Origin of the sequence: Mesorhizobium sp. PUT5 (assembly GCF_052216645.1) — a bacterium.
Lineage (GTDB): Bacteria > Pseudomonadota > Alphaproteobacteria > Rhizobiales > Rhizobiaceae > Mesorhizobium.
Map to the genome: position 1 here is coordinate 4,020,001 of NZ_JBQOSO010000003.1, position 13,145 is coordinate 4,033,145.

The following is a 13,145-nucleotide window of genomic DNA, read 5'->3' on the forward strand; positions in this document are numbered from 1 at the left end:
GTTCGACGAAAAGAGCGACCTGTCCGCCGACGAGGTGGAGAAGGTGGTGCGCGAGGCCGGCGCCAAGCTGGACGACGGCGCCGTGCAGGTGGCGGCGCTGCACTATGTGGACCCGCAGCGATTCGGCGACCAGTTCGCCCAGCCCATCGCCGGTTCCTACGACGTCAGGATCGTGCCGGAGAACGTGTCGGTGGCGTCGCGCTCCGAGACGGAAGACCAGGCGGCCACCTTCGCGGAAGAGATCATCCCTTTCACCAAGGACCGCAACATCGCCGAGGCCTTTGCCGATTCGGGCTATGACGGCCAGGACGCCGCCGGCATGGCGGAGGCGATCGGCAAGCTGCTCAACGCCACCGCGCTCAAGGCCGGCACCGTGCTGCGCGTCGGGCTGGAAGTGCGCGGCGACCGCGCGACCGTGGTGCGCACCGGCGTCTACAACAAGACCCAGCACATCGTGACCATCGCGCTGGACGACCGCGGCCAGTACGTGCCGGCTCAGGAGCCGGAACCCAACCCCGAGCTTCTGACCGCCTTCGACGATTCGCCGCCCGTGGCGGTGCGCGGCAACCTGCCCAACATCTATGACGGCATCTACCGCGCGGCCTATTCCTACGGCATGTCGAAGACGATGACCCGGCAGCTCGTGCGGCTGCTGGCGTCCGATGTCGACTTCCAGTCCAGGCTCACCCCCTCGGACCGGCTCGAAGTGCTGTTCTCGCAACCCGGCGGCGACGACGAGGCCTCCGACGATTCGCAGCTCCTCTACGTCTCGGCCAATATCGGATCGGCCACCCGGACCCTCTATCGTTTCCAGATGCAGGACGGCACCGTCAACTATTTCGACCGCGACGGCCGCAGCGCCCAGCAATTCCTGCTGCGCAACCCGCTGCCGTCGGGCAAGTTCCGCTCCGGCTTCGGTGCGCGGCGACACCCGATATTGGGCTATGTGCGCATGCATACCGGCGTCGACTGGGCGGCCCCCGTCGGCACGCCGATCATCGCGGCCGGCAACGGCGTCATCGAAAAGGCCGGCTGGGCCGGCGGCTACGGCAAACAGATCATCATCCGCCACGCCAACGGCTACGAGACCTCCTACAACCACCAGAGCGCCTTCGCCCGGGGAATTACCGAGGGCATGCGCGTGCGCCAGGGCCAGGTCATCGGCTATCTCGGCCAGACCGGCCTGGCCACGGGCCCGCACCTGCACTACGAGCTGATGGTCAACGGCACCAAGGTCGATCCGATGCGGGTGCGCCTGCCCACCGGCCGGACGCTCGACGGCGACAATCTCGTCGCTTTCGTGCGCGAGCGCGACCGCATCGATGAATTGCTCAGGCAGCAGGACGGCAATTCGCTGAAGGTGGCCAGCGCCAAAGTGGGCGGCTGATTCGCCCCCGGCCAGCCTGGGCCGAATCAGGCCATTGCGTCAGTCCTTCGGCGTTTGCGTCTCGCCCGGCCATGGCAGGCCGCTGCCCGGTATGGTGGTCCAGGCGGTGAGCGCCGAAAGCACGCACAGGGCCGCGGTCGCCCAGGCGATCGCGGCGAAAGCGGCGTCGCTCGCCGAACGCCGGACGAGATCGACAGCCGCCGCCAAGCCGGTCGGCGGCGGCTCGCCGAAGCCCGGGACGCCGGCAGCGTCGTTTCCGAGAAATCCGGCATAGACCCATGCCGCCAGCGAGCCCATGGCCGCGACGGCGATCAGCCCGGCGATCCGCGAAACCGCGTTGTTGATGCCCGAGGCCGCGCCGGTGTCCTTGTCTTCCACCACGGTCATGATCGCCGTCGACAGCGGCGACACGACCAGCGCCATGCCGAGCCCCATCAGCATCATCGACGGGAACACGCCCGCCCAGAAGTTGTGGAAGCCGGCACTCGCCATCGCTCCCAGTCCGGCGAAGGCGAAGGCCACCAGCATGCTGCCGGCGGCGATCGGAAAGCGCGGCCCGACGGCGTCGGAAAACTTCCCGACCGGACCCGACAGAAGTGCGATCGACGCCGACAGGGGCAGGAAGATGAAACCAACCTCCGCCGTGCTCAGTCCCCAACCGGCAATCAGCAGCATCGGCAGGTAGAACAGATTGGCCGACAATGCGAAATAGAGGAAGAAAGTGGCGATGTTGGCGCCGGAGAAGGCCCGGTTGCGAAACAGCGTGAGGTCGATCATCGGCTCCTTCTGCCGCCATTCCCAGGCGATGAAGGCGACCAGGAGCAGAAAGCCGACCGCCACCGCGCCGAGGCTTCGGCCGGCCACGGCGCCGCCGCCTTCCGCGCTCATCGAGGTCAATCCGTAGGCGATGGCCCCGAAGGCCAGCGTGGCCAGCAGGCCGCCGCCGAGATCCAGAGCCCGCCGCCGCGAAGGCGCGTCCGCCGGCACCTTGGCCAGCAGAAGGTAGATGGAGACGGCGCCGAGCGGCAGGTTGATGGCGAAGATCGCCCGCCAGACGCCATCGCCGAATGCCGAAAGCACCAATCCGCCCAGGACCGGCCCGAGCGCGGTGGTCAGCGCCGAAGCGGCGGCCCAGATGCCGATGGCCCTGCCCCGCTCGGCCTTTGGATAGGCCTTTGCGATGATCGCCAGGCTGCCGGGCACCATGACGGCCGCGCCGATGCCCTGTATGGCGCGGAACATGACGAGCGTTGCAGGATCCGGCGCCATGGCGCAGGCGAGCGAAGCCGCCACGAACAGCGCAATGCCGAAGACGAAGGCCCTGCGCAGGCCGAATCGGTCGCCCAGCGCGCCGCCGACGAGGATCAGCGCCGACAGCATCAGCGCATAGGCGTTCGATATCCACTGCGCCTCGACCAGGCTGGCACCCAGGTCGACCCGGATCGCGGGCATGGCGATCGCCACGATCGAACCGTCGATGAAGCCGAGCGCGGATGCCAGTATCGCCGCCACCAGCACGAAGCGGCGGTTGGGGCGCGGACAGAACGTGCGGGCCTCGGGGCCCGCCCCGCCAACCTGCTTCACGCCCATTTCCTTCAAGGACCGCATGCGCTTGCTTCGATCTGGGCCTGCTGGTTTTGCGGAAACGGCGCCCGGAAACCGAGGCCGTCAGATCTGCCGCCTGTCAGGCCGTCCGTCAGTCCACGAATTCCACGCTCACACCCGGCTTCACCAGCCTGGCCAGTTCGGCCGCGTCCCAGTTGGTCAGGCGCACGCAGCCATGGCTTTCCGTCTTGCCGATCTTGGACGGCTCGGGCGTGCCGTGAATGCCGTAGGTCGGCTTGTCGAGCGCGATCCAGATCGAGCCCACCGGCCCGTTCGGCCCGGGCGGGATGGTCAGGATCTTGTCGTTGTCGCCCTGCTTGAAGTTGAGGTTGGGATTGTAGGTGTAGTTCGGATCGAAGGCGATGCGCGACACCGCATGCACGCCGGTGGGCGACGGCGTGTCGGACGAGCCGATGGTCGCGGGATAGGCCGCCACCAGTTCGCCTCCGGCGTCATAGGCGAACACCTGCTTTTTCCTCTTGTCGGCGACGATCCGCGCCACCGGGATCGAGACGAGCCGGCCGAAATTGACGACCTTGACGATGGTGCCCGGCCGGTTGAAGTTGACGCCGGGGTTGAGCGCCTTGAGATAGTTCTCGTCCATGTGGAACCGCTCGGCCAGCGCCTCGGTCACGGAGGTGAAGCTCATCCGCTCCAGCCTGGCCTTCTGGCTGTAGTCTTCCGGGATGGACGCGACATAGGGGCCGGCCACGTCCTCCGGCGTGATCGTGTATGCAGCGAGGGCGTCGCCTCCGGTCGCCGCCAACGCCTCCTTGATGGCCTGCGTATCGGTGGACTTCAGGTTGACCCCGGTGATCTCGCGATAGGCCACCAGCGCCTTGTCGACATTCGAGCCGAATCGGCCGTCGATCACGCCCGGCGAGGCGCCCGCGCGGTCGAGCAGCACCTGGAGCGCCGCGATGTCCTCGCGTGCGCCGAGGCCGAGCGAGGAATCGATGGCCGCCTTGCCGCCTATATCGGGGCCGCCCATGTCGGAGCTGCCGATGCCGGGTGCCGGCGCGGCCGTCGAATCATCGGGCTGGCCCGGCCCGATGGAGGCTTCCTTCAAAGGCTGGCGCTGGATCGGCGGGCCGTCGACGGCGGGCGGCGGCGCCGGTTCGTCCGGATAGGCGCCGGCATAGCCGTCGTCGCTGCGCGGCGCGGGCGGAAATTCGCCGCTGCCGTCGGAGCCGCCGCTGTCCCAGGAAGGGTAATTTTCCTCGTCCTGCAATTGACGGCGCCGGAAGCGGGCCATGTCCTCGGGGTCGTCCAGATAATAGCGGTCGTCGGAATAGCCGTCGTCGAGGCGCTGCTGCCGCTCCCGCAGCCTCAGCGCGCGGCGGTCGAAGCGCGTCTGCGGCGGCTGCACCGCCACCACCTTGCCGGTGTAGGTGTCCACGATGACGCGGTTTCCGTGCCCGTCGTAGAAGACGTCGTAGTCGCCGCCCTGCGCAAGAACGATGCCGCCGGCGTCGCGCGGCACAGCATCAGGCACTTCCGTTGCGGGCGCGGCAAAGGCGCCCGACGACAAAAGCAGCACGGCCAATGCCGACGGGAAACGGATGTTGCGCAACATGCAGGTCAAATTCTCCGGTACTCTGGTCGCCGTCCCGACCGGTTCCGCGAAGCGCAAAAGGCGCTTCACCCTCGGTCACCCGGATAGAGGTTTCAACATGAACCGGGCATGAAGATGGCGTACCGCCCATGTGCTCGCACGTCCAGCGTGCCGCATCGGCATCCTTTCGCGCAAGTCCGGCGGTTTCGAAAGCCGGCTGCTTCGGGAAAAGGAGGACGGCGGACGCGGCACCCTCGCCGCGCCCGCCGCCATATCGTCAGGCAGCTTCTTCCGCCTCGACCACGCCGGGCCGCGCGCGGAAGTTGAGCCGATCCGAACCGGCCGTGATCTTCACGGTCGACCCTTCGCGGATTTCGCCCATGAGGATCTTCTCGGCCAGCGGGTCCTGCAGTTCCTTCTGCATCACCCGCTTCAGCGGCCGCGCGCCATAGGCCGGATCGTAGCCCTTGGCGGCCAGCCAGTCGATCGCCTCGGCGTCGAGGTCGAGCCTGATCTTGCGGTCGGCCAGCAGCTTTTCCAGCCGCTTGAGCTGGATTGCGACGATCTTGTCCATGTCCTGCCTGCGCAGGCGGTGGAATAGGATCACCTCGTCGACGCGGTTGAGGAATTCGGGCCGGAACGACGCCTTGACCACGGCCATCACCTCGTCGCGGACGGCATCGACATCCTGGTCCTCGCCGAGATTGACCAGATATTCGGCCCCCAGGTTGGAGGTCATGATGATCAGGGTGTTGCGGAAGTCCACCGTGCGGCCCTGGCCGTCGGTCAGGCGACCGTCGTCCAGCACCTGCAGCAGCACGTTGAAGACGTCCGGATGCGCCTTTTCGATCTCGTCGAACAGGATCACCTGGTAGGGTCGGCGGCGCACCGCCTCGGTAAGCACGCCGCCTTCCTCATAGCCGACATAGCCGGGAGGCGCGCCGATCAGCCGGGCGACCGAGTGCTTCTCCATGAACTCCGACATGTCGATGCGCACCATGGCGGTCTCGTCGTCGAACAGGAAGGAGGCGAGCGCCTTGGTCAGTTCGGTCTTGCCGACGCCGGTGGGGCCGAGGAACATGAACGAGCCGATCGGCCGGTTGGGGTCCTGCAAGCCGGCGCGCGCACGCCGCACGGCCTTCGACACCGCCTGCACCGCCTCGCCCTGGCCGACGACCCGCTTGGCGATCTCGTCTTCCATACGCAGCAGCTTCTCGCGCTCGCCTTCCAGCATCTTGTCGACCGGAATTCCGGTCCAGCGGGAGACGATGTGCGCGATGTTGTCCGGCGTCACGGTCTCCTGGACCATGCCGCCGCCCTGGCCGTCCTGCGCCTCGGCTTCCTTCAGCTTCTTCTCCAGTTCGGGGATCCTGCCATAGGCCAGTTCGCCGGCGCGCTGGAATTCGCCCTTGCGCTGAGCGATCGCCAGTTCGTTGCGCGCTTCGTCGAGCTGCTTCTTGAGATCGGCGGCAAGGCCGAGCTTCTGCTTCTCGGCCTGCCACTTGGCCGTCAGCGCATCGGATTCCTCCTCCAGCGAGGCCAGCTCCTTTTCGAGCCGTACCAGCCGGTCCTTCGAAGCCTCGTCCTTTTCCACCCGCAGCGCCTCGCGCTCGATCTTGAGCTGCATGATCCGCCGGTCGACCTCGTCCAGCGCCTCGGGCTTGGAATCGACCTGCATGCGCAGCCGCGAGGCGGCCTCGTCCACGAGGTCGATCGCCTTGTCGGGCAGGAAGCGGTCGGAAATGTAGCGGTTCGACAGCGTCGCGGCCGAAACCAGCGCGGAATCCGAGATGCGGACCTTGTGGTGCTGCTCGTACTTCTCCTTCAGCCCGCGCAGGATGGAAATGGTGTCCTCCACCGTCGGCTCGTCGATGAACACCGGCTGGAAGCGGCGGGCAAGGGCGGCATCCTTCTCGATATATTTGCGGTATTCGTCGAGCGTCGTGGCGCCCACGCAGTGCAGTTCGCCGCGCGCCAGAGCGGGCTTCAGCAGGTTCGACGCGTCCATCGCGCCGTCGGCCTTGCCCGCGCCGACCAGCGTGTGCATCTCGTCGATGAACAGGATGATGCCGCCGGCCGCCGCCGTGACCTCCGAAAGCACCGCCTTCAGCCGCTCCTCGAACTCGCCGCGATATTTCGCGCCGGCAATCAGCGCACCCATGTCGAGCGCCATCAACTGCTTGTCCTTCAGCGATTCGGGCACGTCGCCATTGACGATCCGCAGCGCCAGGCCTTCGGCGATCGCGGTCTTGCCGACGCCGGGCTCGCCGATCAGCACCGGATTGTTCTTGGTGCGGCGCGACAGGACCTGGATGGTGCGGCGAATCTCGTCGTCGCGCCCGATGACCGGATCGAGCTTGCCCGAGCGCGCATCGGCGGTGAGGTCGCGCGCATATTTCTTCAGCGCGTCATAGCCCTGTTCGGCCGAAGCCGAATCCGCGGTGCGGCCCTTGCGGATATCGTTGATCGCCTGGTTGAGCGCCTGCGGGGTCACACCCGCCTTGGCCAGGATTTCCGAAGTCTTGGCCGACTTTTCCATGGCCAGCGCCTGCAGCAGGCGCTCCACCGTGACAAAACTGTCGCCCGCCTTCTTGGCCAGGTCCTCGGCGGTGGAAAACACCTTGGCGAGCGGCTGCGCCATATAGAGTTGCCCGTTGCCGCCCTCGACCTTGGGCAGGGCTTCGAGCGCGGCGTCCACGCCCAGTTCGACGTCGCCCGGGCGCCCGCCGGCGCGCTCGATCAGCGACGAGGCGAAGCCCTCGTCGTCATCGATCAGCGCCTTGAGGATATGTTCGGGGGTGAACTGCTGATTGTTGCGGTTGAGCGCATATTGCTGCGCGGACTGGATGAAACCACGCACGCGCTCGGAATACTTCTCGAGATTCATATCTGTCTCCTTCCATCACCGGCCCGCTTGGCGGCACCGGATCAGATTACGGTGACGGACCCGCCCTGCCGGGCCGGGTCCAGTTCCAGCCAGATATGGGGCGTAGCCTACCAGCCCTCAAGACGCGTTGATGCCGGTCAAAACAGAATAGTGCGCGGGCACGCAAAAAACAGGACGGCGGGGATCTCTCCCCGCCGTCCGGCAACCTGAAATTACGATCGGGCTCACCCTTCCGCGGTGACGCCCGCTTCCTCGGCGGCCTCGGCGGTTTCGCCAGCCTTGTCCGCGCTCACCCGGGGACGCCGGGGGCGGCGCGCGCGGCGCGGCGCGGCTTCCTCGGCCGGCTTTTCGTCCGATTCCGAAGCGGCAGGCGAAGCGGCCTCCGGCGCCGGAGCGGAAGCCGCAGCCACCGCCGCCGGCGGAGCCTCCACGGCTACCGGCTCGGGCGCCTGCGCGGCTTCGGCCTGTTCGCCGCCTTGATCGTGACCGCCCTGGTCCTGGGGCGCGCTGTCCTGAACGGCATTGTCATGACCGACATTGTCGTGGCTGCCGCCGTCCTGCTTCGCCTGCTGTTCGTCGCGCGGGCCGTTCTGGCCGAACTCGCTGCGCCGGCCGTTCTGGTGGCGGCGGTCGCGGTGGCGTCCCTGGCCGTTGCCGTCCCGGCTTTCGCGCCCGCTCTCGGCGTTCAGCGCCACTTCGGCCGGCACGCCTTCGATCACCGGTTGCGGGCCTGTGCCATGGTTGACGGACGGCGCCTGCGCTTCCGCGCCACCCTCGAACTCCTCGTCGAGTTCGTCGTCGAACTCGTCGTTGCGGTGCTGGGTGTGCTGGATCGGCATCTGCGCCTGTGCGGCGGCGATGATGCGGTTGTAGTGCTCGGCGTGCTGGAGATAGTTCTCCGCCATGACCCGATCGCCCGAACTCATCGCATCGCGGGCAAGAGTTGCATATTTCTCGGCGATCTGCTGGGCGGAGCCGCGGATCTTCACGTCCGGCCCGTTGCTCTCGTAGTTGCGGTTGAGCGGATTCGGCCCCTTGCGGTTGTTGTTGTTGTTATTGTTGCCGCCGCCGCCATTACGACCGCGCATGCGCCTGTTCTGCTGTTGTGGCCTCATCCGACTCTCTTCAGTGTTGGAAGCTCGAAAAATCCGTCCGCGCGGAGGCGCTCATTCAGCCTGCCGTTCCGCTGCCCCACCGGTGCTCGCCCGCATCGCTTGCGTTGGCGCCACGTACCGTCCCGTTCCGGTTACATCACTTGCCGGATGATTCCCGCACGAAGCTAGAGCGTCGTTTCGCAAGAAGGCAGCTATTTCCAAGGGAACCGAATCGCTAAGAGCACTGCCTGCTTCGTCTCATCCGGCTGCGGGCGACCCTAGACGCATTCCCTAGCCTTGCCAAGCGTTTTTTCCGCTTTCCGGCGCCGGTCCGAGCTATTCCGCAGCCCTGAATACCAGCGCCCGCTCGTTTCCGCCCAGGTCGCGAAGCGATTCGGAAAGGGCGAACCCGCGACCGGCGAAAATCCGCGTGACCTGCGCACCCTGCGTGCTGCCGATCTCCAGGGCCACGATGCCGCCGATTTCCAGATGCATGGCGGCTGCGGCGGCGATCTCGCGATAGGCATCGAGCCCATCTGCACCGCCGTCGAGGGCGCGGACCGGATCGTGATCTCGCACTTCGCGTTGCAGGATGCCGATGTCGTCTGCCGGTATGTAGGGAGGGTTTGAGACAATTACATGGTAGCGGCCGAAAATTTCCGCGAACCAGTCCGATTTTCTTGCCGAGAACCTGTCCGCCAGGCCGAGGTCGCGGGCATTGCGCAGGGCCGTCGCCAGCGCATCGTCGGAAATGTCCACGCCGGTGGCGGTAGCCTGCGGCACGGCCGAGAGCAGCGCCAGCGCGACGGCGCCCGTGCCGGTGCCCAGGTCGAGGATGCGGCAGTCGCCGGCGCGCGCGACGGTTGCGCGCGCGAAGGGCAGCACGGCATCCACCAGGGTCTCGGTATCCGGACGCGGCTCCAGCGTCTCCTTCGACAGCGCCAGCCGCAATCCGTAGAATTCGCGGAAACCGAGGATGCGGTGCACCGGCTCGCCCGCCAGGCGGCGCTTCAGCGCGTCTTCGACGGCCGCCGCCGCCGTGGCCGGCACGGGCTGGTCCGGCCGTGCGATGGCGTCGGCGCGGGTGGTGCCCGAAAAATGCTCCACGATCAGCCGGGCATCGAGCGCGGCGTCTTCGATGCCCGCCTCGGCCAGGCGGCGCCGTCCGGCGGCAAGCAGTCCCGCCAGCGTCGGAGGCGCGCGCCGAGGGTCCTGCATCATCGGCCCCGACCTCAGCCTTCCTTCATATCCGCCAGGAGCTTCGACTGGTGGTCGGCGATCAGCGCGTCGACGATCTCGTCCAACTCGCCCTCCATCACCCGGTCGAGCTTGTAGAGGGTGAGGTTGATGCGATGGTCGGTGACGCGCCCCTGCGGGAAATTGTAGGTGCGGATGCGTTCCGAGCGGTCGCCGGACCCCACCTGCGACTTTCGCGACGAGGAACGCTCCTCGTCGGCGCGGCTGCGCTCCATGTCGTAAAGGCGCGCGCGCAGGATCTGCATGGCGCGTGCCCGGTTCTGGTGTTGCGACTTTTCCGCCTGCACCACCATGATGCCGGTGGGAATGTGCGTGATGCGAACGGCCGAATCGGTGGTGTTGACGTGCTGACCGCCGGAGCCGGAAGCGCGCATCGTATCGATGCGGATGTCCTCGGTACGGATCTCGATGTCCACGTCCTCCGCCTCGGGCAGCACGGCCACGGTGGCGGCGGAAGTGTGGATGCGCCCGCCGCCTTCCGTTTCCGGCACGCGCTGCACCCGGTGCACGCCCGATTCGAACTTCAGATGCGCGAACACGCCCTTGCCCGACACCGTGGCGATGATTTCCTTGAAGCCGCCGACCTCGCCCTCGCTGGCCGACACCACCTCGAAGCGCCAGCCGCGCGCGGCGGCGTAGCGCTCGTACATGCGGAAGAGATCGCCGGCGAAAAGCGCCGCCTCGTCGCCGCCGGTGCCGGCGCGGATTTCGAGGATGGCGTTGCGCTCGTCGGCGGCATCGCGGGGCAGCAGCAGGATCTGGATTTCCTGTTCCAGCGCCTCGATCCTCTCCTCCACCTGCGGCAGGTCGGCTTCGGCCAGCGCCCGCATCTCGGCGTCGGTCCCCTTGTCGGCGAGCATCGCCTCCAGGTCGGTCCGCTCGTGCTCGGCGGCGCGCAGCGCCCGGATCTTGCCGACCATGTCCTGGATGTCGGCATATTCGGAGGCCATCTTCACATAGGCTTCCGGCGCAGGCCCGGCCGCCATCTGCGCTTCGAGCATGTCGAAACGCTTGACGACTTGGTCCATGCGGTCGCGGGGCAGGCTGATCATGATGGCACTTTACAATGGGATGCCGCGGTCGTCGGCGAACGCCTGCAGCAACGCGCGCATCGGCATGCCGGTTGCCGGCGCGGACAGGTTGTCTTCGAAGAAGGCCTCAAGTTCCGCCAGCGGCAATTCGCACAACATGGCCTTGACCGGCCCGATCGCGGCCGGCGACATGGAAATCGAACGAAAGCCGAGGCCGAGCAGCGCCATGGCCGAGATCGGCTTGCCGGCAAGCTCGCCGCACAATGTCACCGGCGTGCGGTTGCGATGGCCGGCATCCGCGATCTTTTTCAGCACGCGCAGGAACGGCACCGACAGCGGGTCGAAGCGGTCGGCGATCTTGGTGTTGCCGCGGTCCACAGCCATGACGAACTGGAACAGGTCGTTGGAGCCGACCGAGACGAAGTCCACCGCCTTCATCAGCTCGTCGAGCTGGAACAGCAGCGAGGGCACCTCCAGCATGGCGCCGAGCCTCAGGCTGGTGGGCAGGTGGTGGGCGAAGCGCGACAGGTGCCGGACCTCGCGGTCGATGATCTCGCGCGTCTGCGCGATCTCGCCCAGTTCGGTCACCATGGGCAGCATCAGCTTCAGCTCGCGCCCGCCGGCCGCCTTCAAAAGCGCGCGGATCTGGGTGCGCAGCAGGCCGGGCCGGTCGAGGGCGAGGCGGATGGCCCGCCAGCCCAGCGCCGGGTTCTCCTCCTGCGCGGCATTGTCGAAATAGGGCAGCACCTTGTCGCCGCCGATGTCGATGGTGCGGAAGGTGACGGGCTTGCCGCGGGCGGTGTCGAGCACGTCGCGGTAGAGCCGCTCCTGCGCCTCCGCGCGCGGGAAGGTCGAGGCCACCATGAACTGCAGTTCGGTGCGGAACAGGCCGATGCCGGCGGCCCCCGATTCGGCAAGCTGCGGCAGGTCCACGGCCAGCCCGGCATTCATCAGAAGGTCGACGCGCACGCCGTCCTTGCTGAGCGAGGGCTTCTTGCGCAACTCGCGGTAAAGCTCCTGCCGGCGGGCCCGGAAGCGCACCTTCTCGGCATAGGCCGCCTCCAGGTCGGCCTGCGGCCTGAGATGGATGGCGCCCTCGTCGCCGTCGACGATGATGGCGTCGCCGTTCTCCGACATGGAGACGGCGCCCTTCATCTGGCCGGCGACGGGAATGCCCATGGCGCGGGCCACGATCACCACATGGCTGGTGGGGGCGCCGTCCTCCAGCACCAGGCCGCGCAGCTTGTCGCGCGGATAGTCGAGCAGTTCGGCCGCGCCCATGGAGCGGGCGACGATGATGGCGTCCTTGGGCAGGGCGGCCGCCACGTCCTCCGGCCCGCGCCCCATGAGCTGCCGCAGCAGCCGGTTGGCCAGGTCGTCGAAATCGCTCATCCGCTCGCGCAGGTAGGGGTCGGTCATGTGGATCATGCGCGCGCGCATGTCCGACTGCACCTTTTCGACCGCCGCCTCCGCGGTCAGGCCGTTGCGGATCGCCTCTTCCAGCCGCCGCACCCAGCCGCGGTCGTTGGCGAACATGCGGTAGGCTTCCAGCACCTCGCGGTGCTCGCCCTCGAAGGCGACGTCGCGGCGCGACAGCATGTCGTCGATGGACAGCCTGAGCGAGCCGAGCGAGGCTTCCAGCCGCCGCACCTCCTCCTCGCTGTCCTCGTTGAACAGGTTGGTGACGACGATGCGCGGCTCGTGCAGCACGACATGGCCGAGCCCGATGCCCTCGTTGAAGGAAAGGCCGGTGAAGGAGACCGGGCGCTTGAGGTCCAGCTCCACGCCCGGCCGGGTCAGCCGCGCCAGGTCGCCGGTGGCGATCATCTCGGCAATCACCATGGCCGTGGTTTCCAGCGCCTCGACCTCGTCGTCGCGGTAGTGGCGCATGGTCTTGTTCTGCACGACGAGCACGCCGAGAGAACGCCCGGCCCTCAGCACCGGCACGCCGAGGAAGGAGTTGTAGATCTCCTCTCCGGTCTCCGGCAGGTAGGCGAAGGCGGGATGCTCCTGCGCGTTGGACAGGTTCAGCGGGCGCGCGCTGGCGGCGATGGTGCCGACCAGGCCCTGCCCCAGCCGCAATTGCGCCAGGTGCACCGCGTTCGGGTTCAGGCCCTCGGTGGCATAAAGTTCCAGCACGGAGTCGGAGCGCAGCACATAGAGCGAACAGACTTCGGCCACCATGTTGGAGGCGATGTCGCGCACGATCCGGTCGAGCCGCTCCTGCGGCTCCAGCGGCTCCTGCATGAGCTCGCGCAGCCGTTTCAGAAGAACGCGCGGGCCGGAGGCCGTATCACGCATCGCGGCTTCTTCTCCAATGGCGTCCGGG

The 13,145-nt window shown here is 67.4% G+C and carries 8 protein-coding genes (1 of these 8 running past the window's edge); 1 reads left to right on the forward strand and 7 read right to left on the reverse strand.

Annotated features, from left to right (window positions below; genetic code table 11):
* Positions 1–1,387, forward strand: partial view of a M23 family metallopeptidase gene (locus ACTDI4_RS21160; protein WP_442843015.1) — the 3' portion only. It extends 566 nt beyond the left edge of the window; the window shows 1,387 of its 1,953 coding nt (coding positions 567–1,953); its start codon lies beyond the left edge, outside the window; the stop codon is at positions 1,385–1,387.
* Between the two features lie 39 nt (positions 1,388–1,426).
* Here ACTDI4_RS21160 and ACTDI4_RS21165 read toward each other — a convergent pair whose 3' ends face one another.
* From ACTDI4_RS21165 to ptsP, 7 genes are all read right to left on the reverse strand, one after another.
* Positions 1,427–2,977 carry an MFS transporter gene (locus tag ACTDI4_RS21165; RefSeq protein ID WP_442843423.1) on the reverse strand — a complete coding sequence of 517 codons (1,551 nt, stop codon included), beginning with the start codon at positions 2,975–2,977 and terminating at the stop codon, positions 1,427–1,429.
* A 106-nt stretch (positions 2,978–3,083) separates the two neighbouring features.
* Entirely contained in the window at positions 3,084–4,568 is a 1,485-nt protein-coding gene (locus tag ACTDI4_RS21170; protein ID WP_442843016.1) for a L,D-transpeptidase family protein, read from the reverse strand.
* A gap of 256 nt (positions 4,569–4,824) precedes the next feature.
* On the reverse strand, positions 4,825–7,434 hold the full coding sequence (clpB, locus tag ACTDI4_RS21175; RefSeq protein ID WP_442843017.1) for an ATP-dependent chaperone ClpB: 2,610 nt from the start codon (positions 7,432–7,434) through the stop codon (positions 4,825–4,827).
* 224 nt (positions 7,435–7,658) lie between these two features.
* Positions 7,659–8,522 carry a DUF4167 domain-containing protein gene (locus tag ACTDI4_RS21180; protein WP_442843018.1) on the reverse strand — a complete coding sequence of 288 codons (864 nt, stop codon included), beginning with the start codon at positions 8,520–8,522 and terminating at the stop codon, positions 7,659–7,661.
* Between the two features lie 342 nt (positions 8,523–8,864).
* On the reverse strand, positions 8,865–9,746 hold the full coding sequence (prmC, locus tag ACTDI4_RS21185) for a peptide chain release factor N(5)-glutamine methyltransferase (protein WP_442843424.1): 882 nt from the start codon (positions 9,744–9,746) through the stop codon (positions 8,865–8,867).
* A gap of 14 nt (positions 9,747–9,760) precedes the next feature.
* Positions 9,761–10,837 carry a peptide chain release factor 1 gene (gene prfA / locus ACTDI4_RS21190; protein ID WP_442843019.1) on the reverse strand — a complete coding sequence of 359 codons (1,077 nt, stop codon included), beginning with the start codon at positions 10,835–10,837 and terminating at the stop codon, positions 9,761–9,763.
* A gap of 9 nt (positions 10,838–10,846) precedes the next feature.
* A complete protein-coding gene (ptsP, locus tag ACTDI4_RS21195) occupies positions 10,847–13,117 on the reverse strand; it encodes a phosphoenolpyruvate--protein phosphotransferase (protein ID WP_442843020.1) in 2,271 nt (756 codons plus the stop codon).
* Between the last annotated feature and the right edge of the window lie 28 nt (positions 13,118–13,145).